Here is a 23,109-nt window from a genome sequence, read left to right on the forward strand (position 1 = left end):
GGGAGCGTAGCGACCGCGTCCGGAATGGGTGGCACGGAGCCGGTGGAGCGAAATAGGTTGAGACCGCGGAGAGGTGAAGAAAACGGGTAATCGGGCCGCGTAGCGGCTTCCTTTTGGCGGTGCTCCGTCGCCGCTGCGCGGGCGGAGCTCGTGCCCCCGGAACGGGGAGGCCGGGGAGTGTGAGGGGGTCGCCCCTCACGGGCCGGCCCGAAGGCCGGCCCTCGCCCCCTCAGCTCGCCGCGGCCGTCTGCGCGACTGCCTCGCGGGCCGCGTCGAGTTCCGCGGCGGTGCGGTGTCCCTGCACGTCGGCGTAGGCGACGGAGTAGGCGCGCGTTCCGGCGTTCCAGTCCAGGGCGACGGTCACGGTCTTGGGGTTCACGCGGGTGACGAGGCTCCACCCGAACTTGTGCTTGATCGCGTCGCCCTTGGCGATCGTGTCGCGGCTGTGGATCGTGACTTGTCCGGCGGCGGCCTGCGCCTCGCGGACGTCCGACCAGTAGTCGCGCTGGTCCTCGAGCTGCGCCCGCTGGGTGAGCAGCCGCTCCCGGTAAGCGCCAGTCGCGGGGGCGGTCGTCTCGACGTAGCCGCCGCCGAAGTTGTGCGAGCTGCCCTCGATCTTCCGCGTGTAGCCGCGAATGTCGGTGTCGAGCCGGTCGATCCGGCGGGCGACCATCCCCGGCGCGTAACGGTGTTCGGTGGTGTGGGCGGCGACGTCCGCGCGGGCTCGGGCGCGGGTCGCCTCGCGGTCGGCCTCGACGCTGCGGCCCATCGCGTTGTGGGCCTTCTCGATCGCGTTGCGGTGCCGAGTCTCGGAGTGGTGGCCGATCTTGATCGGCTCGCCACCCTCCGGGAGCCGGTCGAACGCGCGGCGCGCGGCCGCGTCGGCGGTGTCGGCGTCGACGGCGCGGCGGTCGGCCTTCGCGTCGAGTGCGTCGACGCGGGCGGCCTGGCGCTCGAGGGTCGCCGCCTCGGCCTCGGCGGTCGGGCGGAACGTCTCTTCCGCCTCGATGGTGACCTCGTGTCCGGCATCGCGCAGGGCCGTCGCCGCGCGGTTGATGGTCCACCACTTCGGCAGGCGGTCCCGGGACTGCGGGACGTACCAGGCGCCGATGGAGCGGCCCCAGCGCCAGCCGGACGCCTTGAGGATCTCGGCGGTGCCGTCGCCGCGGCTGGTGCCCTCGATGATCGTTCCGGCTTCGGGGGTGTGGGTGATGGTGAGCATGCTCTGTCTCCTTCTCGCGTCGGGGGGGGTCAGTCGTTGGTGGAGTAGTCGGCGGGGGTCTCGCTGCGGTCGTGCAGCGCATACGCGGCCGGGAACAGGTCCAGCGCCCGCGCGACCGCGACCGGAACGACGACGTAGGCGCCGGAGGCCATGTAGCCGACGCGATCCGCCGGCACCGGGTCGACCGGCTCGAAGTGCTGCAGCGTCACCCCAGGAAGCCCCGCGCGGCCCTCGCGGGTGACCAGGTGCACGGCCGGGGTCTGCTCGGTCACGGGGTCGCGGCCACCGGCGCCGACGATGACCACCTGACGCGCGGTCCGGCTGATGCCCTCCACGCCGGGGCTGTGGGTGGTCGTGGTGATGACTTCGGTACGGGTGCCGCGCTGCTGGCTCATGGTGTGTCTCCCTCTGGCTGATCGTTTTTCTTTGCCTCTCCGGCGGGAAGAACCGTTTGAGTGAAGGCGGCGGAGTGACGCCGATTCCGGGCGAAATAAGCCCGTAGGGCGCGTCCGGGATCGGTGGCACGCAGCCGCCGGAGCGAAATAGGTTGAGACCGCGGAGAGGTGAAGAAAACGGGTGGAATGGGCCGCGCAGTGGCCTCCGACCTGCGGCGCTCCGTCGCCGCTGCGCGAGTGCAGCTCGCGCCCCGGAACGGGACGCTGGGGAGCGTGAGGGGCCGCCCCTCACGAGCCGGCGCCGCCGGCTCACCTGCCACTCCCCCGCGCAGGTCCCGCTGATCAAATACTCATGGCGTCATTCACTCATTTGAGCTAATGAGTAAATGAGTTAGTCTGTATCAGCCACTGGGACGATGGAGGCATGTGGGAGCTGGCACACCGGACGCGCGCGGAATCGGCATCAACGGTGGTGCGCAGCAGCGCGGCGACGAGCGCCGCGGCGATCGCGGAAGTGCGCGCCGCGATCCCGGAAGATCACGTCATCCTCTACGTGCTTCGCATTGAGAACTGAGCGGGCGGTCTACTCCGCCGCGGTCGCCGCGGCGCGGCGGTTCGCGGTCGTGGTGACGACGGCGGTCGCGCGGGTGAGGTTGGGACCGACGGCGTCAGCTTCGAGGACACGGCCGGTGCGGCGGCTCTCTCCTTCACCCCAGGCGACGGTGCGCTCGTAGCCGACGACGATCACGCCGTCACCCTTGTGGAGGGATGCGAGCACGTGCTCGCCAAGCTCGAACTTCGCTTCCACGAAGTGCGTCGTCGGCGCCTCGTGCGCGGTCCACTCTCCCCCGCGGAACTCTCCGGTGTTCTCGATGACGCGTAGCTTCACGATCTGCAGGCGACCCGCCTGTACCGCCTCGGGGTCGGCGGCGAGGTTGCCGGTGATGGTCCTGGTGCTCATCTGTCGTCTCCTGCTCGTGCGGTTCGTTCGTCCCGTCGACGTCGACGGGATCTCCCCCGCGGCGTCAGCCGCAGGGGTGTCGATGGGGGCCGGCTCGATGCCCCAGGACGCCAGAGCGTCGCGCCGGGTGACCTCGACCGGCGGCTCGGACAGCGCTCTGCGCTGTTCGAGCTCGGCGCGCGTCGAGACGTAGGCCGGAAGGCGTCGCTCGTCGCCGTAGGCGGCACGGTAGAGCCGGTCGGCCAGGAAGTCGAGCGCGTCGATTTCTCCCTGCCGATCGGCCTGCCCAGCGAGATACCCGGCCCGGTACTCGTCGCTCGAGGCGTCCGGTCCGGTCATGCCGCGTGCTTTTCGATGAGGTCAGGGCGGAAGCCCGACCAGTGGTCCTGGTCGCTCGCGACGACCACGGGGGCGGCGGAGTAGCCCAGCTCCTCCGTGACGTAGGCGAGCGCTGCGGGATTGGTCGTGATGTCCACGACGGTGTATTCGATGCCCTTCTTCTCGAGCACCCGGTAGGTCATGGTGCACTGCACGCACGACGGCTTCGAGTAGACGGTCAGCGCCATGAGTCTCACTCTCCTTCCGGGTGGTGGGCGTCGCCCTCGTCGTCGTCGGTCGCGTGCTCCCTGATCCACAGGTCCGCGGCCTCGTCTCGTCCGAATGCTCGCAGGAGTCCAGCCAGCGCGTCGACCTCACCGCAGGTCAGCCGCGGGGCCAGCTCTTCGGCCAGCTCCCCGTGCGAGAACACGGACACGAACTCGGCCAGCGCCTCGGGAAGGGTCGGCGTCTGCATCGTGGTGGTGGTGGTGGTGGTGGCGCTCATGGTCTGTCCTCTCTTCGCCTCTCCCCCACGTTTTTTTGCCGTGATTCTCAATCAGATTTGTCAAGCCAGCGGGGGTGGTCTTGCTCGTCTGTTCTTCCTTCTCTCCCAGCGTTTTTTTGCCTGGAAGGCACGTAGTGCCGAGCAGGGTCGGAGGCGGGAGCGCAACCCGGAGGGCGGAGGAGGAGATGTTGTCGGCGCGATGTGAGGGAGCGCAGCGACCGCGTGCCGAGAACGTCGGAGGAGCCGGCCGCGCAGCGGCTTGCGTGGACGCCGCAGGCCCGTACGCTGCCGAAGGCTTCCAGGCAAAATGCGCGCAGCGCTCAGCACCGCCGCCGACGGAGGTCGGCGTCCGCTCGTGTCCGTGAACCGCGACGCTCGTCGCGGCGGCTCTCAGTGGTCTTCGGTGAGGTGGCGGTAGATGGTGCCGCGGGAGACGCCGAAGGTCTCGGCGATCTGCTGGACCGTGTACGTCTTCTCTTCGTACATCGCGCGCGCCTGCTTCGCCTTCGTGGGCGTCATCTTGAAGCGTCCGCCGCCCTTGCGACCGCGGGCTCGAGCGGCGGCGAGGCCGTCGTGGGTGCGCTCCACGATGAGGTCGTGCTCGAACTCGGCGATCGCGGCGAGCATGTGAAAGAACAGCCGCCCGCCCGGAGTGGTGGTGTCGATGCCCTGGGAGAGAGCCTTCAGTCCGACGCCGCGCTGTTGGAGGCCGTCGGCCACCTCTTTCAGGTTCCGCACGGACCGTCCGAGGCGGTCGAGCTTGGTCACGACGAGGGAGTCGCCCTCGCGGAGGTAGTCGAGAGCGTCCTCGAGCGCGGGACGCTTCGCGAGCACTCCGGAGGCGTGCTCCACGAAGACCTTCTCGCAGCCGGCGGCCGTGAGCGCGTCGGTCTGAGCGTCAGGGTTCTGGTCTCTGGTCGAGACGCGCGCGTATCCGATCGCAGCCATGAGCTGACTGTACTGCGAACGTAGGTCACGGGTCATAGGTCTCGGACACGAGTTGTGGAACACGACGCGCCGATCGCGGCGGTGCGCTGCCCGGCCGTCTCGTGAACGATCGTTCGCGAACACCTCGGCAGTGGTCGCTCAAATCGATTTCTGTCGATAACATCGGTGCATGCCGATTGATCACGTGCGGGGCACCTCTGCCGCCGTCTCCCTCTTTCACTCTTTGGCCGACCCGAAGCGTCTCCAGATCGTGCGGCGACTTCAGCACGGTGAGGCTCGGGTCAGTGATCTAGTGGCGGAGCTGGGCGTGGCGCAGTCGACGGCTTCTGAGCACATGAGCTGCCTGCGCGAGTGCGGCCTGGTCGTGGGGCGTGCAGAGGGACGGCAGGTGTTCTACTCGTTGGCCCGTCCGGAGCTGATCGATCTTCTCGAGTCCGCTGAGGCACTTTTGGAGGCGACGGGGTTCCAAGCGGATCTGTGCGGCACGTTCGGGGCGGAAGCACGGAGCGCACGTGACGTGGACGCTGCCGCATCGGAGGTCCGTCGGGGCGTGGAAGTGGCGCCGTGATCGGCACTATCGCGGCGGCAATCGGACTGTTCGCTGCGACGAACATCGATGACATCGTGGTTCTGACGGTGCTGTTCCTCGCGTCCGCCCGTGGCTCGCTGCCGGGCTGGAAGGTTGTGGCGGGGCAGTACCTCGGCTTCGCGACTCTCGTCGCGATCAGCGTCGTTGCCGCCGCCGGGTTGACGATCATCCCGGATGAGTGGGTGGGGCTTTTGGGCCTGATCCCGCTGGCGATCGGTCTGTACGGGCTCATCCGCACCCTGCGCAGCAGGGGCGATGATGACGACGACGATGACGAGAGTTCGATCAGTGCGGTCGGGCTGCTGGGCGTTGCGGGGATCACGATCGCGAACGGCGCGGACAACATCTCCCTCTACACGCCCGTATTCCGCACGAGCCCGATCGCGGACACGGTGGTCACGATCATCGTGTTCTTCCTCCTCGTCGCGGTGTGGTGCCTGATCGCTCGCGTCGTCGGCACGAACAAGACGGTGACCGAGCTGTTGGAGAGGGTCGAGCACTGGCTCGTGCCTGCCGTATTCATCGGCCTGGGTCTGTTCATCCTGATCGAGTCGGGTGTTCTGCCTCGACTCCTCGAGCTGTTCTGATGCCCGCCACGCGCAGGCTCGTCCTCCGAGTGGCTTTCATCGCTGCGCTGATTGCGGCCGCGTTCGGTCTTGATCAGCTCACGAAGAGCTGGGCCCTGACAGCGCTGGAAGACGGACGCACGATCGAGCTCGCTCTCGGAGCGCGGTTCGAGTTGATCTTCAACCCCGGCGTCGCCTTCGGGATGGGCTCCGAGCTGGGACCTGCACTGGCGGTCGGACTGATCGTCATTCTTGTGACCCTCACGGTGTGGGTGTTCGTGCGGACCATCCGCGGGGCTCCGCTGGGTGGACCGGCACTTCTCGCTCTCGCCGCCGGCGGTGGCGCAGGGAACATCTGGGACCGCATCAGCCGAGCCGCGGACACGCCGCTGGGCGGAGAGGTCGTCGACTTCATCGCGGTCGACTGGTTCGCGATCTTCAACGTCGCCGACATCTTCACCACCTGCGGCATCGCCGGCTGGGCCCTCCTGCAGGTCTTCGGCAGAGCGGACGCGCCCCAACCACAGACGAGCGAAACCTGATCGAGGCGCAGCCCTGAGCCTCACCGTTCGCCGGATCACGGCGCCGTCCCCTTGTTTCTGCCGACCACCGGCCTGACAGAAAGCACCACCCGTGAAAACCAGCACCAAGGTCAACCTGATCGCCATCGCCGCGGCTGTCTTCGTCGTCGCGGTCATCGCCGCGATCGCGATCTTCCGGCCCTTCTCCGCCTCCCGCGAAGAGGTCGCCGCCGCGACGCCCGTCCTCGAGCAGAACACCCACATGCTCGATCAGGCGGAGGACGGGAAGGTGACGCTGGTCGAGTTCCTCGACTTCGAGTGCGAGGTCTGCGCGGCCGTCTACCCGACCATCGAGCAGCTGCGTGAGGAGTACGCAGGCCGGGTCACCTTCGCGACCCGCTACTTCCCGATTCCCTCGCATCGCAACTCCGAGAATGCCGCTCTCGCCGTCGAGGCAGCAGCGCGGCAGGACCGGTTCGAGGAGATGTACGACCGGATGTTCCAGACGCAGGCGAGCTGGGGCGAGAGCCAAGACTCCAAGGCCGACGTGTTCCGCGGCTTCGCGGAGGAGATCGGCCTCGACCTGGAGCAGTACGACGCGGATGTGGCCGACCCGTCGACGCTCGAGCGGGTGCGCTTTGATTTCGAGGCGGGCAAGGACCTGGGGGTGCAGGGCACGCCGACGATCTTCGTCAACGACGAGGCGATCCAGCTCGAACGCCTCGAAGACATCCAGGCCGCTCTCGACGCCGCTCTCGCCTCGTGAGCGCCCTCAGCCGCCGCGCCCTGCTGGCCCTTCCCCCGCTCGCGATGATCGGCATCGGGACCAGCGGATGCGCGCGGGACGACCTCGCGGAGCAGTACCGCGGCGGGTCGAACAAGAACTACGTCGCCGGTGACGGCACCGTCATCGAATGGCCTGTCGGCAGCCGCGGCGAGCCGGTCGACTTCGCCGGAACGAGCGAAACGGGCGACGCGATCAGCTCCGAGGATTACCGCGGGCAGGTGCTCGTCGTGAACTTCTGGTACGCCGCCTGCGCCCCCTGCCGCGCCGAAGCACCCGACCTGCAAGCGCTGCACGAGCAGTACGACGGGAACGGAGCGGCGTTTCTCGGTGTCAACGTTCGCGACCAAGCCGACACCGCCACCTCGTTCGCGAACACCTACGGCATCACCTACCCCTCGATCATCGATACCGACGCCGCCGTGGCCCTCGCGTTCTCTGGGAAGTTCGCCGCGAACGCCGTCCCTACCACCCTCGTGCTCGACGTCGACGGCCGACCCGCCGCGCGGATCCTCGGCCGGGTCACCGCCCGCTCCATCCTCGACACCCTCATCGCGGACACCATCGCGGAGGCGGCCTCGTGAACTGGGGAGAGGCTGTGTTCAGCGGCCAACTCCTGCTCGCCGCGCCCATCGCGGTCCTCGCCGGCCTCGTCTCGTTCGCGTCCCCGTGCGTGCTCCCCCTCGTCCCCGGCTACCTCGCCTACATCGGCGGAAACCCCGACCTCGCCACAGGCAGCCGGCGCCGCCTCGTCGCCGGAGTGGGCCTGTTCATCGCCGGTTTCGCCGTCGTCTTCATCGCCTACGGCGCCGCGTTCGGCGCCCTCGGGACATGGCTGCTCGAATGGCAGGACACCGTCACCCGCATCCTCGGAGTGCTCGTGATCCTCATGGGCGTCGTGTTCATCGGGCAGGTCCGGTTCCTGCAACGCACCATCCGCCCCCGCTGGAAACCCGCGACCGGACTCGCCGGAGCACCCCTGCTCGGTGTCGTGTTCGGGCTCGGCTGGACACCCTGCTTCGGGCCCACCCTCGCCGCGATCTCCGCGCTGAGCCTGGACGGCGCCTCCGCCGGCCGCGGCGCGTTCCTCGGCCTGCTGTACTGCCTGGGCCTGGGACTGCCGTTCCTGCTGATCGCCCTCGGATTCTCCTGGGCCGCCACCGCGACCAGCTTCCTCAAACGCCACATCCGCACCATCAACCTCCTCGGCGGAGGGCTACTCATCCTCATCGGCACCGCCATGGTCAGCGGCCTGTGGACCCAGTTGATCTACCGCCTCCAGAACCTGATCAACGGATTCGTCCTCCCCATCTGACCCGTCACCCCCGCCCCGAGAGGACCACCGAATGAGCGCACTCACCCCCGCCGAGACCGAACAGCTGACCCGACGCGGGCTGCGCCTGGCGCAGTTCACCGTCGCCTACAACGTCATCGAGGGCATCGTCGCGATCGCGGCCGGTATCGCCGCGGGACTCGTGTCCGTGATCGGGTTCGGCATCGACTCCGGCATCGAGTCGATCGCCGCCGTGCTGGTAGGGCTGCGCCTGGCGGCGCGGCTGCGGCATGGTGAGGCGGACGAAGCGAAGGAGCGGCGCACGTTGAAGTTCGTCGCCGTGACGTTCTTCCTCCTCGCCGCCTACGTGAGCATCGAGGGCATCCGCAGCCTGATCGCGGGTGACGCTCCCGAGTCCTCCCCGGTCAGCATCGTGCTCCTGATCCTCTCGATCATCGTCATGCCGGTCCTTGCGGCGGTGAAAACGCGTGTCGGGAAGAGGCTCGGAGACCCCCTGATCCTCGCGGACGCAGCGGAGACTCGGATCTGCGTGCTGTTGAGCGTCTCCACCCTCGTCGGGCTCGTCCTCTACGCCCTCACTGGAGCCGCGTGGCTTGACCCGGTTGCAGGGTTCGTCATCGCTCTCTTCGCCATTCACGAGGGACGCGAGGCCTGGGAAGGCGAGCTCGTAGAAGACGACGATGACGATGACTAGAGCGGGCGCCGACAGGCGAGCCACGAGCGGGCTGACGATCGATGTTCCGGGGCAGACACCCTCAACCTCAGAAGTGCTCTCCTCGGGTGCGACGCGCACGGCGGGAGGATGATCGGAGAATGATGATCGAGGTTCTTCACATCGACGACTGCCCGAACTGGAAGGACGTCGGCCCTCGCCTGGACCAGGCGCTGAAGTCCACCGGCCACTCCGACATCCCCGTCACCTACCGGCTTCTGGCGACACCGGAGGACGCCGCCGGCGTCGCTTTCGCGGGTTCCCCGACGATCACCCTCGACGGGGAAGACCTGTTCCCGTCGGGCGGGCGGACCACGGATCTTGCCTGTCGGATCTACTTCACGCCGAGCGGGCTGGCGGGTCTTCCGACGACGGAGCAGCTCGTGGAAGCGATCGCTGCCCGTGAACCCTGATTCCTCCGTCACCTGTTCCTGCTGCGGACGGGCCCGCCGTCGACGTCAGGTTCACGCACTCAACGATGGCGCCGCGTACGTGTGCCGGCGGTGCGGGCTCTGGATAGCGCTGCGCCCGGGCAGCGATCACCCCCGCGCCTCCTCATTGTCTCGGCGCTGACACGCCGGAACTCAACGCCGGTCAGGTCGTTCGGGTTGCTCTCAGCCCGAGCCGGGTGCGGCCGCGAGGCTTGAGGACGGACAGGGCGGTGATAACCACGAGAACGACGGCGCCGCCGGCGGTCGCGACGACCAGTTGCGTGCGGGTTCCCTCGAGCGTGGAGGGAATGAGCCCGTGGCGGGCGGCGAGGGACATCGTCTCGATGAGGCGCGTGTGCAGCAGGAGGACTGCGGTTGCGAAGACACTCAGCCACAGCTTGATCGCCACCCAGTAGTGGCGCACCAGTCCCCAGTGCGTTCCGAGGCCTTGCAGGATTCCGGTGGCGAGGGAGGCGAGGGCGAACGGGATGATGACGAACGTCCCCAGCGGGTCCAACGCCAAGTAGGCGCTTCGGACCGTGAAGGGGTCGCTGCTGGTCGCTCCGACGAGCGCGATCGCGAGGAACGCGCCCACCGCGCCGAACCAGCCCACGGACACCAGGACGTGGACGGTGAGGGCGACTCGGCGAGCTCGCGGGCCGAGCATCATCAGTGATTCATCATCTGCGCCCCGCCGCCGGTGAGCAGGTGCACGACGATGAAGCCGATCGCGAGGACGACGACGACGACCATGAACACCTTCACCCAGCGGGGGCGCTCCGGGACGGGCGACGGCGTGCCAGACGGGTTGGAGTCACTCATGCGCTCAGCCTAGGCACCCGCCCAACCCATCCCGTATCGATGTGGTGCGTTGCCCCTGCCCCGACATCTTCGGTCAAGTCGGGAATCTTCCGCCCGATCACCCCGTTGTCTGATACCCCCGGGGGGTATACCGTCGGATCAGGCCGGAAGCGGCCGGAAGGAGTCATGATGGCGCAGCACCACCTGCACGATGACGAGCACGAGAGTGCTCACCGCACCGTCGAAGCACGCGACGTCGACGCGGGAAGGACAGGTCATCACGTGAGTACGGCCCCTGACGGGCACGCCGGGCACCAGATGCGCGGAGCGCCTGATCCTCACGCAGGCCACAACATGACGGCGGGCGCTGCCGGCCACGGCGGCCACGGCGGCCACGGCGGCCACGGCGGCCACGGCGATCATGTCGGCCAGTTCCGGCGGTTGTTCTGGATCATGCTGGTGTTCGCGGTGCCGGTGGTCGTGTTCAGCGGCATGTTCTCGATGATCCTGGGCTACTCCCTCCCCGACGTTGCGGGGGTCGGCTGGATCTCGCCGGTGCTCGGGACGGTGATGTACGTCTGGGGCGGCCGGCCCTTCCTGCAGGGGGCGGTGTCGGAGCTGCGCTCGAGGACGCCGGGGATGATGCTGCTGATCGCTCTGGCGATCACGGTCGCGTTCCTCGCGTCGTGGGGTGCGAGCGCGGGGCTGCTGGATCACGAGCTGGACTTCTGGTGGGAGCTGGCGCTGCTGATCGTGATCATGCTGCTCGGGCACTGGATCGAGATGCGCTCTCTCGCGCAGACGTCCTCGGCGCTGGACTCTCTCGCGGCGCTGCTGCCGGATGAGGCGGAGCGGGTGCGCGAGGGTGAGGTGGAGAAGGTGTCTCCCGCGGACCTGGTGCAGGGGGATGTCGTGGTCGTGCGTCCCGGCGGCCGGGTGCCGGCGGACGGCCGGGTGCTGGAGGGCACCGCGGACGTGGATGAGTCGATGATCACCGGGGAGTCCCGCCCGGTCAGTCGCGGCCCGGGATCGATGGTCGTGGCCGGCACGGTCGCCACGGACACGGCGTTGCGGGTGGAGGTGACGGCCGTCGGAGACGACACCGCTCTCGCCGGCATCCAGCGCCTGGTCACGGAGGCGCAGAACTCGTCCTCCCGGGCGCAGCGCATCGCTGATGTTGCCGCCGGGTGGTTGTTCTGGTTCGCGTTGGGCGCGGGAGTGATCACCGCGATCGTGTGGTCGCTGCTGGGCAGTCCCGACGAGGCGGTGATCCGCACCATCACGGTTCTGGTCATCGCGTGCCCGCACGCGCTGGGACTCGCGATCCCGCTGGTGGTGTCCATCGCGACCGAGCGGGCCGCGAAGGGCGGCGTCCTCGTCAAGGACCGTCTCGCGTTGGAGAGCATGCGCACGGTGACCACGGTCCTGTTCGACAAGACGGGCACCCTGACCAAGGGCGAGCCGACGCTCGCCGCCGTGCACACTGTCGACGGGGTGAACGAGGAGCAGCTGCTCGCGGTCGCTGCGGCGGTCGAGGCGGACAGTGAGCACCCTCTCGCTCGGGCGATCGTGGCAGCCGCGAACAGCCGCGGCGTGCGGGTGCCGGCAGCGACCGGTTTCCAGGCGTCGACCGCTGTCGGCGTCACGGCGCAGGTCGAGGGGCGTGCGGTGAGCGTGGGCGGTCCGTCGATGCTGCGCGCGCACGACGCTGCCGCGCTCGAGCAGACGCGCGCGTGGGAGGCGGAGGGGATGATCATCCTCCACGTCCTCGCCGGCGGTCGGGTCATCGGGGCTCTCGGGCTCGCGGATGAGGTGCGGGAGGAGTCCCGGCAGGCTGTCGACGCGCTGCACGCGATCGGCGTGCAGGTGGTCATGATCACCGGCGACGCGGAAGCGGTCGCCCGCACCGTGGGCGAGGAGCTCGGCATCGACCGGGTGTTCGCCGGCGTGAAGCCGGAGGACAAGGCCGCGAAGGTCATCGAGTTGCAGCGCGAGGGCCGACGGGTCGCGATGGTCGGTGACGGCGTCAACGACGCTCCCGCTCTCGCGCAGGCCGACGTGGGAATCGCGATCGGCGCAGGCACCGATGTCGCGATCGCATCCGCCGGGGTGATCCTGGCCTCCGATGACCCCCGGTCGGTGCTGTCCGTGATCGAGCTGTCCCGGGCCAGCTACCGGAAGATGAAGCAGAACCTGTGGTGGGCGGCCGGCTACAACCTCCTCTCCGTCCCCCTGGCCGCGGGAGTGCTCGCGCCGATCGGGTTCGTGCTGCCGATGTCGGTCGGGGCTCTGCTGATGTCCGCGTCCACGGTCGTCGTCGCCGTGAACGCGCAGCTGCTGCGCCGCCTGGAGCTGTCCCCGCAGGCCAGCACCCGCGCCGCGCGCGAACGCGACACCAGCCCAGTCCGTCACGAGGAGGGCCGCAGTACCGTCCAGGTGCGCCCGTAGTCGCCGGAGGCGACCACTCCGCGCTCGTCGGCGGCAAGGACCCACTGTTCTTCGCCGTCGACGAGCGCGAACGCCTCCGGCTGCCCCTCGAGGGTTCCGTGGCTCTGCCAGGAGCCCTCGAGAGTTCCCGTCCACAACGTCCCGTCGACGTCGACACCGACCAGCTGCCCGCCGGCACTGCCGTCCACGAGGAACAGGGCGGGCGCGCCGGAGACGGGCCGGAACGTGACCGCGGCGTCCTCGCTGACCTGTAAGCCCGTCTCGGTCGTCGCGAACACCCGGTCGGGACGCTCGGGGTCCACGGTCAGATCGCGCAGCGGCAGTTGCGCAGACGGGGTCCATGCGGCGCCGGAGTCGTCGCTGCGGAGGATGACGCCGCGGCTCGCGTCGTACCCGTACACGCGGGTCGCCGCATCGGTGAGAGCGACGGTCGCGAGGTCGTGGAAATCCGTCTCCCCACTCAGGGACACCGGCTCCCAGGTCGCGGCCGCATCGATGCTGCGGATCAGACCCAGGTTGGGTCCTGGCGCGGACCTGTCGGCGGGGTCGGGATGCCCGGAGGCGTAGAACACTCCCTCCGGGGTGATCGTGAACCCCATCGTGTCCTGCGCCCGGCCGGCGACCGGCCCTCCGCCCGCTTCGTCGTCGGTCGGGGTGGGGCTGGCCGGGTAGGTGTCCGGGAGGGTGTCGGTGGGGATCACCCACACTCCCGAGTGCGCAGCCGCGTAGGTGAGCCCGGTCACCGGATCCCAGCCCAGCCCGTGCACGTGCTCCAACCCTGCCGGCGCGGCCACGAGCGCGCCCGTCTCCACGCGGCCTGACGAAACGCAGCCGGTGAGCAGCGCCACCGTCACGGCGGCGCCGACGATGACGGCGAGACGCCGCGTGCGGCGCGAGCGGTGCCCGCAATGCTCAGCCAAGGCCGACACCCAGATCGCTCATGAAGCCTTCCGGGTCCACGGGGCTCCCGTCCACGCGCGTTTCAAAGTGCAGGTGACAGCCGGAGGAGGCGCCGGTGGAGCCCACGAGAGCGATCAGGTCGCCGGCGGCGACCGTGTCACCCACGTCCACGAGCAGGTCGCTGTTGTGCGCGTAGCCGGTCTCGATGCCGTCGCTGCTCGCCAGCAGGATCCAGTTGCCGTAGCTGCCGGCGTAGCCGGCTTCCTCGACCGTGCCGCCAGTCGCTGCGACCACCGGGGTTCCGCAGGGGGCGGCGAGGTCGGTGCCCTTGTGGAACGCGCTCACGCCCGCGACCGGGGCATCCGGGCGAGGACCGAACGTGCTCGAGATGCGCCCCGCGACCGGCACCCGCCAGGTAGCGGACGCGACCTCGCTGTCCTCAGTGGATGCGGCGGACTCTTCTGATGCGTCGTCCACGAGTTCCGTGGCGACGGCGGCGGTCACCAGCACCTCGGGTTTGGCTTCCGCGCCGAACGTGTCCCGGGTGACGGTGAGCTGCACCGCGCCGGCCGCGACGAACGTCTGCGGCTGCGCCTCGCTGACGGCCAGGGTCGTGGTCTTGGTCGGGGTGCCGTCGACGGCGAACGCGGGCATGGAGGAGGTCACCGCGATCATCGTGACGAGAGTCATCGCGGACATCCCAGCCAGGCGCGGCCGCATCGTGGCCGTGCCCGGCGGGGCCGGGCGCGGGCGGGCCGCGACGCGGGCGGCGTGCTGCAACGCCTGCGCGTCGGCTCGCGAGGGCGCCGTGTACGTCACCCGGCGTCCGAGCGTGAGCGCAGCCTGCCGCGGGGAGGCATCGCGGGTGCGGGTTCGGGTGCGGTGCACGTCGCGGCGGCGCGGGTCGCTCGTCGGCGTCGACGCGGCGCTCACCGGGCGACTCCCGAGCGAAGCGGACGGGGGTGAAGAGGAAGGCGGTGCATAGGGGGACGTTTCTGGTTCGAGCGCCCTCAGAGGGCGCGAAGAAGTAGAGGGTGGGGATCGCCAGGTACGGCGACCCCCACCGGGGCGCGGCGGTAGCGCGCACGGGCGCGACGCAGCAGCGCTCCGCCTGCCCAGGAGGGGGAAGGGGCGTCAGAAAGACGGGTCAGCGGGACGCGAGGAGATCCTGCATGGTTGCGATCTCCTCGGTCTGGGTCTGCACGATCGTGTTCGCCATGTCGATGGCGTCCGCGTTCTGGCCCTCGTCGACCTCGGTCTGCGCCATCTCCACGGCGCCCTCGTGGTGCATCATCATCTGCTCGAGGAACAGCGTCTCCGCCTCGGCGCCGGTCGCGCTCTCCAGCGAGGACATGTCCTCGTCGGACATCATCCCGTCCATGCTGTGATCCATGCCCGACATCGAGTCCTCAGCGCCCCACGCGCTGATCCACTCCTCGAGCTGCGCGATCTCCGGACCCTGCGCTTCCTTGATCTGGGTCGCGAGGTCGGTGACGTCGGTGCTGATGCCGTCCTTCGCGAGGATCATGTCGGCCATCTCCACCGCCTGCTCGTGGTGGGGCTTCATCATCTGCGCGAACATCACGTCCTGATCGTTGAAGTCCGCCTCCGCCGCAGCAGTCGAAGACGGCGACGCGGACGCGGACGAGGAGGAGCTGCTGTGGTCCATCCCCTCCATGCCGCCCGTGCCGGAGCTGTCCGAGCAGGCGGCCAGAGTAATTGCGGTCGCCAGAGCGAGAGTCGAGGCGAGAAGAGTGCGCTTGGTGTTCATGAGTGTCGTATCCGTTCAGTCGGTAGCAGGAATCGCCGGAACCGCGCCCTGCGGGCGCGGTGATGAGGTCGCAGCGGACGCTGCGACGACAGGCGAATCAGGTGCGACTGATCGACAACACCGTCAACGACGGCAGATACACATGGAACTTCGCGCGCGGAACGAGCAGCAGAAGACGCGGACCCGCGTCGAGCACGCGCGCGAACAGCGCCGGCACCCGGGCCAGGAGGATCAGGGACGCGAGGAAGAAGACGATGACGCACGTCGCCGCCATCAGAGCGCACCCCATCGCGCAACTGTCATCACACGGCACCATCGGCACGACCGCGCCCTGATCGGCGCCAGCCACGAGAGCCATCCCGCCTGTCGACGCAGCTACCGGGTCGGCGTGAGCATCGGTCTGCGCATGCGTGTGTCCTGCGGACACAGACGCGTCGGAATGGCTGCCCATCATCGAGTGCATCGCGAACACGCCCAGCAGCAGAGCCGCCAACGTCAGCACCACGACCACCGCGCGCATCAGCGGCGCGGACAGCTTAGAAACGACGCTGTCGCTCATGATCCACACCTCCGACACTGCTCGTCACTCGTCCGAGGGCATCAGAAGGGACGCCCATGCATACCCCCCTAGAGTATGCAGAAAGCAGCCGGAGCGGCTGAAAACCCCCTCCGTACCCGTCCGCCCCGCGCAGCAGCGGACGAGCTGCACCAGCACCCGGGGGATGAGGACACCGTGACCGAGCAGACGAGCGAGCAGACCGACATCACCGGCGCCCACGGCTACATCTCCGACAAGGACCAGTACCTCCGCCGCCTTCGCCGCATCGAGGGGCAGGCTCGCGGCCTGCAGAACATGGTTGAAGACGAGCAGTACTGCATCAAGATCCTCACCCAGATCTCCGCGATGACCAGCGCCCTCGAGTCCGTCGCGCTCGGTCTCCTGAACGACCACCTGAACCACTGCGTCCTCGAGGCCGCCGCAGCCGGCGGCGACGAAGCGAAGATCAAGCTGCAAGAAGCCTCCGACGCCATCGCGCGGCTCGTCCGCTCCTGACGTTCAAGTGCGCAACCCGCCCTGAATGACGCCGGCGGTCCTCGACGCAGCGGGATACCGGCGCCCTGGCTAAGCGTTCCCGCTTGTCCTTCGACGGCTTCACGGCAGTTCGATCCGCTGCGATCCGTGGGATGAGGCGAACGAACACGACCGCAGTAGCGCCGCAGCCTGGCGCAGGCGTGCCGAGGTGAGCGATGACATCGGCTATCGGGGCAGCAGTTCGGTTCGTAGGGTCGGACTTATGGAACCGTCTCGACAGCTACCCGCCATCGGCGCCCCGGCCTCCCGCGCGCTCGAGGAAGCGGGCGTGCACGATGCGGACGACCTGCGGCGGGTGGGCCTGGACCACCTCGCGACCCTCCATGGGGTAGGACCTAAGGCTCTCCGACTTCTCCAGCAGACCCTCGACGCCGACGCGCGCAAGCGGTGACAGCCGATCGATCGGGTGCTCTCCATGCACCCCGAGCATGTGTGTTCCTGCGACATGCTCGCGCCTTTGAGCTGTCCGGAGCGGCCCGTCCGGGCTGTTCTGCCGCCAGTGGTGGCGGGGGTCGCTGACATGATGACGGGGTGCTGATCGCGTACCTGGACGAGTCCTACACACAGGACTTCTACTTCATCGGCGCTGCCGTGACGACACAGGAGAAGTGGGAGCAGCTCGAGCACGGCTACGCCGCTCTCCGGGAGCAGATCGCCGCGGATCACGGGGTGCCGGCGGATGTCGAGTTTCACGGGCACGAGCTGATGGGCGGCGCCGGCGAGTGGGCTCCTCTGCGCGGGAAGCATCGTGAGGCGGCGGGCATCTACGCGGCCGCGCTGCGCATCGCGCAGGAGGCAGAAGTCCGCTACCTGTTCCGGGGCGTGGACGTGAAGCGCCTGAACGCCCGGTACCGGTACCCGGAGCAGCCGCACAAGATCGTGCTGCAGCACCTGCTCGAGCGGGTGAACGAGTACCGCCGTGACGTCTTCTCCTTCGATACCGAGGAGGTGATCGTCGTCGCCGACGAGATCGCGACGCAGGAGGAGCACCGGCGGCAGTTCGAGAGCTACCGGTCACTGGGCACGCCGGGCTACCTGACGAGCCGCCTTAACCTGATTTCCTCCCCGATCCAGTTCGCGTCCTCGAGGAACGCCGCCGGGGTGCAGGCGGCCGACCTCGCGATCTACCTGCACCGGCGTCGGCAGACGGTGACGGAGACGCACCCGAAGTCCGCGGCGACGATGACGCGCCTGGGCGCTCTGATCGACGCGTCGACGTCGCACGACCGGATCTGGACGCCTTAAAAACGAAGACCCCGCTAGGCGGGGTCTTCGGCTGGCAACGTTCCGGGAACCGGCCCGTTGTGACGATCACGATACACGCGGATCCTGGACGAGTCACGGCGTCACGGGCGCCGCCGCTCGATGAGGATCGTGTCGCGCCAGCGGCCAGCCTCCGGCCCGTACGTCATCTGCGCGATGCGCTCCCGGATGCCCACACGCCGGAATCCAGCGCGGTCGTGGAGGGCGAGACTGGCGGTGTTCTCGGGGAAGATGCTCGACTGGATCGTCCACAGGTCCGCGTCGTCCGCCGCGGCGATGAGCGCGGCCAGCAGCCTCGATCCGACGCCGCGGCCACGTGCAGCGGCGGCGATGTAGACGGAGTGCTCGACCACGCCCCGGTAGACGGGGCGGGCCGAGACCTTCGACAACGCGGCCCAGCCGAGGATCTGTTCTCCGTCGACGGCGACCAGGCGCCCGACGTCGAGCTTCCCCGCGTCGAACGCCTCCCGCGTGGGCGGTTCGGCCTCGAAGGTGGCGTGCCCGGTCGCGATCCCCTCGCGGTAGATCGTCTCGACCGCCGCCCAGTCTCCGGGGGTCATCGGCCGGATCGCGGTCATGAGCAGCAGCTCCCTCCGGCGGATCCGATGTCGGTGGAGCAGACGCCGGTTTCGGGGAGCACGAGCTGGACGCGCCGGGCGGCGGCGTGATCGCCGGCGAGTTCGTCCGCGATGGAGCGGACCTGCTCGTAGCCGGTGGCGAGCAGGAAGGTCGGCGCACGGCCGTACGACTTCATCCCGGCGATGAAGAAGTTCGGCTCGGGGTGGGCGAGTTCCGCGACGCCGTGGGGGTCGACGGTGCCGCAGGAGTGCAGGTTCGGGTCGATGAGCGAGGCGAGGGCGCGGGGTGCTTCCACGATCTCGTCCAGGGAGACGCGGATCTCGCGCAGCATGTCGAGGTCGGGCCGGAACCCGGTGGCCTGCACCACGACATCGACTTCCACGCTCTCGCGCTCCTTCCGGCGGCGCCCCATCACCGTGACGCCGCCGGAGGGGGTCTTCTCGAGGCGGTCGATTTCGAAGCGGTCCAGGAGGGTGATCGCGCCGTCGCGGACGAGCTGGTGGACGGTGCCGCCGAGCTTGCCGCGCTCCTCGAGCTCGTCGTCGCCGGAGCCGAAGACGCGCACCGGGCTCGTGCCGCGGATCGCCCACGTGATCCTCGTCTCCGGTTCCTCGCGGGCGAGTCGAGCGAGCTTGATCAGGGTGTTCGCGGCGGAGTGGCCGGCGCCGACGACGAGGACGCTTTTCCCGGCGAACCGGGCACGGTCCGCACCGAGCACGTCCGGCAGTGCGTGGCTGAGGTGCTCCGCGACATCAAGGACACCGATTGGGTCAAGGCCCGCGGAGGCGAGCGCGTTGGGCGTGGAGTAGGTGCCGGAGGTGTCGATGACCGCGCGCGCGGTGACGTCGACGGCGCCCTCCGGAGTGTCCAGGCGCAGCAGGAACGGGGTCGCAGCGCGGCCGGTGGAGCGGGTGCGATCCATGCCCTCACGAGAGACGGCGGTGACACGGGAGCGGTAGCGGATGACCGGGGCGAGCTCCGGGGTCGCGGCGAGAGGAGCGAGGTAGTCGCGGACGAACTCGTGCCCGGTGGGCAGCTTCTTCGCTGCGGGGGCCTCCCAGCCGGCGGCGTCGAGCAGGCGCCCGGCGGCCGCGTCGACCAGGAACTCCCACGGGGAGAACAAGCGAGTGTGACCCCACTGCTGCACAGCGGCACCTGCGCTCTCACCCGCCTCGTAGACGATGACGTCGAGGCCGCGCTCGAGCAGCTGCGCGGCGGCGGCGAGACCCACGGGGCCGGCGCCGATGACGGCGACGGGCAGGCCGGTGAGGCGGCGCTCGTCGGTGCGGGGCGGGACGGTCAGCAGCAGGGTCATCAGGTGCACTCCTCAACATCGACGGTCATCGATGGATCGAGTCTGCCCCGGCATATCGATGGCTGTCAATGTGTGGGAGGGTGGAGGCATGGCGACGACCGAGCTGACTCTCACCGCGGCGGCGGCCGCGTGCTGCGCGCCGCTCGCGCGCGAGCCGCTGAGCGCCGAGGGCGCGGAGCTGCTGGCGCGAGCGTTGAAGGCGATGGCGGATCCGGCGAGGCTCCGCCTGGTGTCGATCGTGGCGTCGAGCAGCTCGGGCGAGGTGTGCGTGTGCGACTTCACGGAGCCGGTCGGGCTGAGTCAGCCGACCGTGTCGCACCACTTGAAGATCCTCGTGGACGCCGGGATCCTGGCCCGCGAGAAGCGCGGCACGTGGGCGTACTTCTCCCTCGTCCCCGGCGCGCTCGACTCCCTCGCCGGGATGCTCACCCGCGTCTGATCAGGCGGCCGTGACCCTCGCCGCGAGAGCGTCGACGCGCGCGGCGAGCTCGTCGTAGGCCGCATCGAACGCGGCATCCGTGCCGGCAGGTACCGGGTCGGGGATCGACCAGTGCAGCGCGTCCGAGCCGAGTTCCTCGTGCGCGGCGTCGCAGACGGTGATCACGAGGTCTGTGTCGGCGGCGACGTCCGCGAGCTGCTGCGGGGCTCCTTCGGGTAGCGGGAGGCCGTGGCGTTCGGCGGTCGCAATCGCTCCGGCGGCCACCGCGGCGGCCGGGTGGGTGCCGGCGGAGGCGACGGGGATGGGGCTGCGCTGCGCCCAGAGCTGCGCGGCGAGCTTGGAGCGGGCGGAGTTCGCGGTGCACACGAACAGCACTCGCCGCGCTGCGGCGGTGGTCGAGGGCCCGAGCTGGTCGAACGCCCCGGGGATCAGATGGACGTAGCTGCGGCGCCGGTCCGCCTCCGAGCGGCGACGGAGGATCATGCCTTCGCGCTCGAGGACGGCGAGGTGGTGCGCGACGAGGTTCGAGGGCATCCCAAGACGGTCCTGCAGCTCCCGCGGCGCGAGGTCTCCGAGGGTGAGCAGGTCGGTGATCCGCAGGCGCGCGGGGTCGCTGAGGGCGGCGTGCCGGGCGGCGCGCGCTTCGAGTTCGGTTCGCTCGGTGTTCATTGACTCAATCTTGACTGAGTGATCGTGAGCGGTCAAGATGGCCGACGACATGGACACCACTTCCCCTCCTCCGCTCGCTCGTCGGGCCGTGGCCGAGTTCCTCGGCACCGGTCTGCTCGTGGCGATCGTCGTCGGCTCCGGCATCGCCGCTCAGACGCTCTCCCCGGACGACGTCGGTCTGCAACTGCTGGAGAACTCCCTCGCGACCGCGCTGGGGCTGGCGGTGCTGATCCTCACTCTCGGCCCGGTGTCGGGGGCGCACTTCAATCCGCTCGTCTCCGCCGTGGACGCGGTCCTCGGTCGTCGCGACCGCACCGGCCTGCTGGGGCGGGAGCTGGCGGTGTTCGTGGGCGCGCAGCTGCTCGGAGGCATCGGCGGCGCGGTCCTCGCGAATGCGATGTTCGAAATCCCGTCCTCGATCGCGACGACGGAGCGGGTCACTGCCGGGCACCTGCTCGGGGAGGTCGTCGCCACCGCGGGCCTGGTCCTCGTGATCCTCTCCCTCGCCCGTACGCACCGAGGCCCGCTCGCGGCGGCCGCGGTCGGCGCGTACATCGGTGCCGCGTACTGGTTCACGTCCTCGACCTCGTTCGCGAATCCCGCCGTGACTCTCGGCCGCGTCTTCACCGACACCTTCGCCGGCATCGCCCCCGCCTCCGTCCTGCCGTTCGTCGCTGCGCAGCTCGTCGGCGCCGCGATCGGCGTCGGCATCGCCGTGTTCCTCTTCCCGGGCGCCGCCCGGGCCGCCGGGGACCTTGTGGTCCCGGCCACCTCGACCTCTTCACACGTCTGATTCGAAAGGCCCATCTGATGCATCTCGTCGCTATCGGCGGCAGCGACGCGGGGATCTCCGCCGCGCTGCGCGCCCGCGAGCTCGACCCGTCCGTCGACGTGACCGTCGTCGTCGCCGACTCGTACCCGAACTTCTCCATCTGCGGGATCCCGTACTACTTCTCCCGCGAGGTGCAGCCATGGCAGTCGCTTGCGCACCGCAGCCACGCCGATCTCGAAGCCACCGGCATGACCCTGCGCCTGGACACCTTCGCGACGGACATCGACGTCGCCGGGCAGCAGCTCACCGTCCGCACCCCCGACTGCTCGCTCGACCGGATCGGGTACGACGAGCTGATCGTCGGCACCGGCGCCCTCGCCTCCTCCGCCGGCATCGCGGGAGTGGACGCACTGGGGCCGGAGGACGGAGTGCACGTGCTGCACTCGATGGGCGACACCTTCGCGCTCGAGCGGTTCCTCGACAGTCGAGACCCGCAGACCGCGATCATCGTCGGCGCCGGCTACGTCGGCCTCGAGATGGCCGAAGCCCTCACCGTCCGCGGCCTCCGAGTCACCCAGCTCCAGCGCGGCCCGGAAGTGCTCTCCACCCTCGACCCCGAACTCGGCGCCCTCGTCCACACCGAACTGACCGAGCGCGGCGTCGAGGTTCTCACCCGCACCACCGTCGCCTCGATCGAGAAGACCGCCACCGGCCTCGCCGTGCACGCCGACCACGACGGCACACCTCTCACCCGCACCGCTGACGTCGTCCTCCTCGTCGTCGGCGTGAAGCCGAACACCGACCTGCTCGCCCGCGCCGGAGCGTCTCTCGGCGCCGGCCGCGCGGTCGTCGTCGACGAGGCGATGCGCACGGGCCTGCCGCACGTGTTCGCGGCAGGCGACGGAGTGACCACGCACCACCGTCTGCTCGGCAGCACCTACCTGCCGCTGGGCACCACGGCCCACAAGCAGGGACGGGTGGCCGGCGAGAACGCTCTCGGCGGCGATGCCCGGTTCGCCGGCTCGGTCGGCACGCAGGTCGTGAAGGTCTTCGACCTCGTCGCCTCCCGCACCGGCCTTCGCGAGCACGAGGCCCTCGCCGCGGGCTTCGCGCCGGCGACGACGAGCGCGGTCGCGGACGACCACAAGCGCTACTACCCGGGCGCGCAGCCCATCACGATCCGCATCACCGGCGACACCCGCGACGGACGTCTGCTCGGCGCGCAGCTCGTCGGACGCCTCGGCACCGAGACCGCCAAGCGCGTCGACACGTACGCGACCGCCCTGTTCGCCGGGCTCACCGTCGAGCAGGTCTCCGACCTCGACCTCTCCTACACACCCCCGCTCGGCTCCCCCTGGGACGCCGTGCAGATCGCCACCCAGACCTGGACCCGCACCACCACCGGAAGCAGCATCCCCGCATGACCGAGAAGCCCACCGTCCTCTTCCTCTGCCAGCACAACGCCGGCCGCTCCCAACTCGGCGCAGGCCTGCTCGAAGTCCTCGCCGGCGACCGCTACACCGCCACCTCCGCCGGTCTCTCCCCCGCCGAGACGGTGAACCCCGCGATCGCTGCGACCGTCGCCGAGCTCGGCCTCGACATCAGGAACCACATCCCCCGCGCCGTCACCGTCGAGGACCTCGAGAACGCGGACATCGTCATCACCATGAAGCCCGGCCTCACCCTCCCCGCAACGCCGACCGGCCGATTCCTGGAGTGGAAGTTCCCCGACCCGACCGACTGGAGCACCGAGAACGTCCGCCCCCTCCGCGAGGCCGTCGCCGCCCGGATCCAGACCGAACTCCTCACCTAG

The 23,109-nt window shown here is 69.5% G+C and carries 30 protein-coding genes; 16 read left to right on the forward strand and 14 right to left on the reverse strand.

Annotated elements, in window-relative coordinates; all coding sequences use genetic code 11:
- Positions 1-229: 229 nt before the first annotated feature.
- On the reverse strand, positions 230-1,222 hold the full coding sequence (locus tag EDF45_RS18650; protein WP_123737475.1) for a DUF3560 domain-containing protein: 993 nt from the start codon (positions 1,220-1,222) through the stop codon (positions 230-232).
- A gap of 29 nt (positions 1,223-1,251) precedes the next feature.
- On the reverse strand, positions 1,252-1,617 hold the full coding sequence (locus EDF45_RS18655; protein ID WP_123737474.1) for a hypothetical protein: 366 nt from the start codon (positions 1,615-1,617) through the stop codon (positions 1,252-1,254).
- Positions 1,618-2,041: 424 nt separating this feature from the next.
- Here EDF45_RS18655 and EDF45_RS21460 point away from each other — a divergent pair, with 424 nt between their 5' ends.
- Positions 2,042-2,191: a hypothetical protein gene (locus tag EDF45_RS21460; RefSeq protein ID WP_185020275.1), complete on the forward strand. Its 150-nt coding sequence runs from the start codon at positions 2,042-2,044 to the stop codon at positions 2,189-2,191.
- A 9-nt stretch (positions 2,192-2,200) separates the two neighbouring features.
- Here EDF45_RS21460 and EDF45_RS18660 read toward each other — a convergent pair whose 3' ends face one another.
- The 4 genes from EDF45_RS18660 to EDF45_RS18675 all read right to left on the reverse strand — a co-directional run bounded on the left by EDF45_RS18660 (position 2,201) and on the right by EDF45_RS18675 (position 4,349).
- A complete protein-coding gene (locus tag EDF45_RS18660) occupies positions 2,201-2,917 on the reverse strand; it encodes a single-stranded DNA-binding protein (RefSeq protein WP_123737473.1) in 717 nt (238 codons plus the stop codon).
- The gene (gene nrdH / locus EDF45_RS18665) at positions 2,914-3,144 is read right to left on the reverse strand and encodes a glutaredoxin-like protein NrdH (protein WP_123737472.1); all 231 of its coding nucleotides are present in this window, start codon (positions 3,142-3,144) and stop codon (positions 2,914-2,916) included. Before nrdH ends, EDF45_RS18660 begins: the two co-directional genes overlap by 4 nt.
- Before the next feature lie 5 nt (positions 3,145-3,149).
- Entirely contained in the window at positions 3,150-3,401 is a 252-nt protein-coding gene (locus tag EDF45_RS18670) for a hypothetical protein (RefSeq protein WP_221181161.1), read from the reverse strand.
- A 390-nt stretch (positions 3,402-3,791) separates the two neighbouring features.
- Complete coding sequence (locus tag EDF45_RS18675; RefSeq protein ID WP_055794451.1) at positions 3,792-4,349, reverse strand: recombinase family protein; 558 nt, start codon at positions 4,347-4,349, stop codon at positions 3,792-3,794.
- A gap of 169 nt (positions 4,350-4,518) precedes the next feature.
- Here EDF45_RS18675 and EDF45_RS18680 point away from each other — a divergent pair, with 169 nt between their 5' ends.
- From EDF45_RS18680 to EDF45_RS18715, 8 genes are all read left to right on the forward strand, one after another.
- Entirely contained in the window at positions 4,519-4,917 is a 399-nt protein-coding gene (locus EDF45_RS18680; RefSeq protein ID WP_055794452.1) for a helix-turn-helix transcriptional regulator, read from the forward strand.
- Complete coding sequence (locus EDF45_RS18685) at positions 4,914-5,525, forward strand: cadmium resistance transporter (RefSeq protein WP_055794455.1); 612 nt, start codon at positions 4,914-4,916, stop codon at positions 5,523-5,525. Before EDF45_RS18680 ends, EDF45_RS18685 begins: the two co-directional genes overlap by 4 nt.
- Positions 5,525-6,046 carry a signal peptidase II gene (locus tag EDF45_RS18690; RefSeq protein WP_055794457.1) on the forward strand — a complete coding sequence of 174 codons (522 nt, stop codon included), beginning with the start codon at positions 5,525-5,527 and terminating at the stop codon, positions 6,044-6,046. The genes EDF45_RS18685 and EDF45_RS18690 overlap by 1 nt, the downstream gene beginning before the upstream one ends.
- 91 nt (positions 6,047-6,137) lie before the next feature.
- On the forward strand, positions 6,138-6,791 hold the full coding sequence (locus EDF45_RS18695; RefSeq protein ID WP_082481720.1) for a thioredoxin domain-containing protein: 654 nt from the start codon (positions 6,138-6,140) through the stop codon (positions 6,789-6,791).
- The gene (locus tag EDF45_RS18700; RefSeq protein WP_104233615.1) at positions 6,788-7,393 is read left to right on the forward strand and encodes a TlpA disulfide reductase family protein; all 606 of its coding nucleotides are present in this window, start codon (positions 6,788-6,790) and stop codon (positions 7,391-7,393) included. Before EDF45_RS18695 ends, EDF45_RS18700 begins: the two co-directional genes overlap by 4 nt.
- A gap of 14 nt (positions 7,394-7,407) precedes the next feature.
- Positions 7,408-8,124 carry a cytochrome c biogenesis CcdA family protein gene (locus EDF45_RS18705; protein ID WP_374952936.1) on the forward strand — a complete coding sequence of 239 codons (717 nt, stop codon included), beginning with the start codon at positions 7,408-7,410 and terminating at the stop codon, positions 8,122-8,124.
- Between the two features lie 31 nt (positions 8,125-8,155).
- Entirely contained in the window at positions 8,156-8,797 is a 642-nt protein-coding gene (locus EDF45_RS18710) for a cation diffusion facilitator family transporter (protein ID WP_055794460.1), read from the forward strand.
- Positions 8,798-8,916: 119 nt separating this feature from the next.
- Positions 8,917-9,228, forward strand: a complete 312-nt coding sequence (locus tag EDF45_RS18715) for a hypothetical protein (RefSeq protein WP_055794463.1) — start codon at positions 8,917-8,919, stop codon at positions 9,226-9,228.
- A gap of 181 nt (positions 9,229-9,409) precedes the next feature.
- Here EDF45_RS18715 and EDF45_RS18720 read toward each other — a convergent pair whose 3' ends face one another.
- On the reverse strand, positions 9,410-9,916 hold the full coding sequence (locus EDF45_RS18720) for a DUF2269 domain-containing protein (protein ID WP_219812359.1): 507 nt from the start codon (positions 9,914-9,916) through the stop codon (positions 9,410-9,412).
- 317 nt (positions 9,917-10,233) lie between these two features.
- On the opposite strand from EDF45_RS18720, the gene EDF45_RS18725 reads away from it, so the two are divergent.
- Positions 10,234-12,495 (forward strand): heavy metal translocating P-type ATPase, encoded by a 2,262-nt coding sequence (locus tag EDF45_RS18725; RefSeq protein WP_104266539.1) that lies wholly within the window; start codon positions 10,234-10,236, stop codon positions 12,493-12,495.
- Here EDF45_RS18725 and EDF45_RS18730 read toward each other — a convergent pair.
- From EDF45_RS18730 to EDF45_RS18745, 4 genes are all read right to left on the reverse strand, one after another.
- A complete protein-coding gene (locus tag EDF45_RS18730; RefSeq protein WP_146078441.1) occupies positions 12,456-13,415 on the reverse strand; it encodes a F510_1955 family glycosylhydrolase in 960 nt (319 codons plus the stop codon). The genes EDF45_RS18725 and EDF45_RS18730 overlap by 40 nt on opposite strands.
- Entirely contained in the window at positions 13,408-14,085 is a 678-nt protein-coding gene (locus tag EDF45_RS18735; protein ID WP_146083184.1) for a M23 family metallopeptidase, read from the reverse strand. The genes EDF45_RS18730 and EDF45_RS18735 overlap by 8 nt, the downstream gene beginning before the upstream one ends.
- 457 nt (positions 14,086-14,542) lie before the next feature.
- Complete coding sequence (locus EDF45_RS18740; protein WP_055794475.1) at positions 14,543-15,166, reverse strand: DUF305 domain-containing protein; 624 nt, start codon at positions 15,164-15,166, stop codon at positions 14,543-14,545.
- Positions 15,167-15,263: 97 nt separating this feature from the next.
- On the reverse strand, positions 15,264-15,725 hold the full coding sequence (locus tag EDF45_RS18745; RefSeq protein ID WP_146078443.1) for a hypothetical protein: 462 nt from the start codon (positions 15,723-15,725) through the stop codon (positions 15,264-15,266).
- A gap of 174 nt (positions 15,726-15,899) precedes the next feature.
- Between EDF45_RS18745 and EDF45_RS18750 the strand changes: the two genes are divergently transcribed.
- Positions 15,900-16,220: a metal-sensitive transcriptional regulator gene (locus EDF45_RS18750; RefSeq protein WP_055794478.1), complete on the forward strand. Its 321-nt coding sequence runs from the start codon at positions 15,900-15,902 to the stop codon at positions 16,218-16,220.
- Positions 16,221-16,790: 570 nt separating this feature from the next.
- Positions 16,791-17,504 carry a DUF3800 domain-containing protein gene (locus EDF45_RS18760; RefSeq protein WP_055794482.1) on the forward strand — a complete coding sequence of 238 codons (714 nt, stop codon included), beginning with the start codon at positions 16,791-16,793 and terminating at the stop codon, positions 17,502-17,504.
- A 101-nt stretch (positions 17,505-17,605) separates the two neighbouring features.
- Here the strand turns inward: EDF45_RS18760 and EDF45_RS18765 are convergent, their stop codons facing one another.
- Together EDF45_RS18765 and EDF45_RS18770 are read right to left on the reverse strand one after the other, a co-directional pair.
- Complete coding sequence (locus tag EDF45_RS18765; RefSeq protein WP_055794483.1) at positions 17,606-18,100, reverse strand: GNAT family N-acetyltransferase; 495 nt, start codon at positions 18,098-18,100, stop codon at positions 17,606-17,608.
- A complete protein-coding gene (locus EDF45_RS18770) occupies positions 18,097-19,416 on the reverse strand; it encodes an FAD-dependent oxidoreductase (RefSeq protein WP_055794485.1) in 1,320 nt (439 codons plus the stop codon). The genes EDF45_RS18765 and EDF45_RS18770 overlap by 4 nt, the downstream gene beginning before the upstream one ends.
- A gap of 88 nt (positions 19,417-19,504) precedes the next feature.
- Between EDF45_RS18770 and EDF45_RS18775 the strand changes: the two genes are divergently transcribed.
- A complete protein-coding gene (locus EDF45_RS18775) occupies positions 19,505-19,855 on the forward strand; it encodes a helix-turn-helix transcriptional regulator (protein ID WP_055794488.1) in 351 nt (116 codons plus the stop codon).
- Here EDF45_RS18775 and EDF45_RS18780 read toward each other — a convergent pair whose 3' ends face one another.
- Positions 19,856-20,524 (reverse strand): helix-turn-helix domain-containing protein, encoded by a 669-nt coding sequence (locus EDF45_RS18780; protein WP_055794490.1) that lies wholly within the window; start codon positions 20,522-20,524, stop codon positions 19,856-19,858.
- Positions 20,525-20,573: 49 nt separating this feature from the next.
- Here EDF45_RS18780 and EDF45_RS18785 point away from each other — a divergent pair, with 49 nt between their 5' ends.
- The 3 genes from EDF45_RS18785 to EDF45_RS18795 are packed head-to-tail and all read left to right on the forward strand — an operon-like array spanning position 20,574 to position 23,109.
- On the forward strand, positions 20,574-21,317 hold the full coding sequence (locus EDF45_RS18785; protein WP_181028834.1) for an MIP/aquaporin family protein: 744 nt from the start codon (positions 20,574-20,576) through the stop codon (positions 21,315-21,317).
- Positions 21,318-21,334: 17 nt separating this feature from the next.
- Positions 21,335-22,720 carry an FAD-dependent oxidoreductase gene (locus EDF45_RS18790; protein WP_055794493.1) on the forward strand — a complete coding sequence of 462 codons (1,386 nt, stop codon included), beginning with the start codon at positions 21,335-21,337 and terminating at the stop codon, positions 22,718-22,720.
- Complete coding sequence (locus EDF45_RS18795; protein ID WP_055794495.1) at positions 22,717-23,109, forward strand: low molecular weight phosphatase family protein; 393 nt, start codon at positions 22,717-22,719, stop codon at positions 23,107-23,109. Before EDF45_RS18790 ends, EDF45_RS18795 begins: the two co-directional genes overlap by 4 nt.

It is taken from the genome of Rathayibacter sp. PhB186 (assembly GCF_003751825.1).
In the GTDB taxonomy this organism is placed as follows: Bacteria; Actinomycetota; Actinomycetes; order Actinomycetales; family Microbacteriaceae; genus Rathayibacter; species Rathayibacter festucae.

Excerpts from the sequence above, each read along its gene's own strand:
- EDF45_RS18765 (WP_055794483.1), bottom strand. The coding sequence starts at position 18,100 with ATGACCGCGATCCGGCCGATGACCCCCGGAGACTGGGCGGCGGTCGAG.
- EDF45_RS18770 (WP_055794485.1), bottom strand. The coding sequence starts at position 19,416 with ATGACCCTGCTGCTGACCGTCCCGCCCCGCACCGACGAGCGCCGCCTC.
- EDF45_RS18655 (WP_123737474.1), bottom strand. The coding sequence starts at position 1,617 with ATGAGCCAGCAGCGCGGCACCCGTACCGAAGTCATCACCACGACCACC.
- EDF45_RS18740 (WP_055794475.1), bottom strand. The coding sequence starts at position 15,166 with ATGAACACCAAGCGCACTCTTCTCGCCTCGACTCTCGCTCTGGCGACC.
- EDF45_RS18735 (WP_146083184.1), bottom strand. The coding sequence starts at position 14,085 with ATGACTCTCGTCACGATGATCGCGGTGACCTCCTCCATGCCCGCGTTC.
- EDF45_RS18775 (WP_055794488.1), top strand. The coding sequence starts at position 19,505 with ATGGCGACGACCGAGCTGACTCTCACCGCGGCGGCGGCCGCGTGCTGC.
- EDF45_RS18650 (WP_123737475.1), bottom strand. The coding sequence starts at position 1,222 with ATGCTCACCATCACCCACACCCCCGAAGCCGGAACGATCATCGAGGGC.
- EDF45_RS18790 (WP_055794493.1), top strand. The coding sequence starts at position 21,335 with ATGCATCTCGTCGCTATCGGCGGCAGCGACGCGGGGATCTCCGCCGCG.
- EDF45_RS18660 (WP_123737473.1), bottom strand. The coding sequence starts at position 2,917 with ATGACCGGACCGGACGCCTCGAGCGACGAGTACCGGGCCGGGTATCTC.
- EDF45_RS18725 (WP_104266539.1), top strand. The coding sequence starts at position 10,234 with ATGATGGCGCAGCACCACCTGCACGATGACGAGCACGAGAGTGCTCAC.
- EDF45_RS18745 (WP_146078443.1), bottom strand. The coding sequence starts at position 15,725 with ATGAGCGACAGCGTCGTTTCTAAGCTGTCCGCGCCGCTGATGCGCGCG.
- EDF45_RS18795 (WP_055794495.1), top strand. The coding sequence starts at position 22,717 with ATGACCGAGAAGCCCACCGTCCTCTTCCTCTGCCAGCACAACGCCGGC.
- EDF45_RS18720 (WP_219812359.1), bottom strand. The coding sequence starts at position 9,916 with ATGATGCTCGGCCCGCGAGCTCGCCGAGTCGCCCTCACCGTCCACGTC.
- nrdH (WP_123737472.1), bottom strand. The coding sequence starts at position 3,144 with ATGGCGCTGACCGTCTACTCGAAGCCGTCGTGCGTGCAGTGCACCATG.
- EDF45_RS18670 (WP_221181161.1), bottom strand. The coding sequence starts at position 3,401 with ATGAGCGCCACCACCACCACCACCACCACGATGCAGACGCCGACCCTT.
- EDF45_RS18690 (WP_055794457.1), top strand. The coding sequence starts at position 5,525 with ATGCCCGCCACGCGCAGGCTCGTCCTCCGAGTGGCTTTCATCGCTGCG.
- EDF45_RS18675 (WP_055794451.1), bottom strand. The coding sequence starts at position 4,349 with ATGGCTGCGATCGGATACGCGCGCGTCTCGACCAGAGACCAGAACCCT.
- EDF45_RS18715 (WP_055794463.1), top strand. The coding sequence starts at position 8,917 with ATGATGATCGAGGTTCTTCACATCGACGACTGCCCGAACTGGAAGGAC.
- EDF45_RS21460 (WP_185020275.1), top strand. The coding sequence starts at position 2,042 with ATGTGGGAGCTGGCACACCGGACGCGCGCGGAATCGGCATCAACGGTG.
- EDF45_RS18710 (WP_055794460.1), top strand. The coding sequence starts at position 8,156 with ATGAGCGCACTCACCCCCGCCGAGACCGAACAGCTGACCCGACGCGGG.
- EDF45_RS18785 (WP_181028834.1), top strand. The coding sequence starts at position 20,574 with ATGGACACCACTTCCCCTCCTCCGCTCGCTCGTCGGGCCGTGGCCGAG.
- EDF45_RS18780 (WP_055794490.1), bottom strand. The coding sequence starts at position 20,524 with ATGAACACCGAGCGAACCGAACTCGAAGCGCGCGCCGCCCGGCACGCC.
- EDF45_RS18680 (WP_055794452.1), top strand. The coding sequence starts at position 4,519 with ATGCCGATTGATCACGTGCGGGGCACCTCTGCCGCCGTCTCCCTCTTT.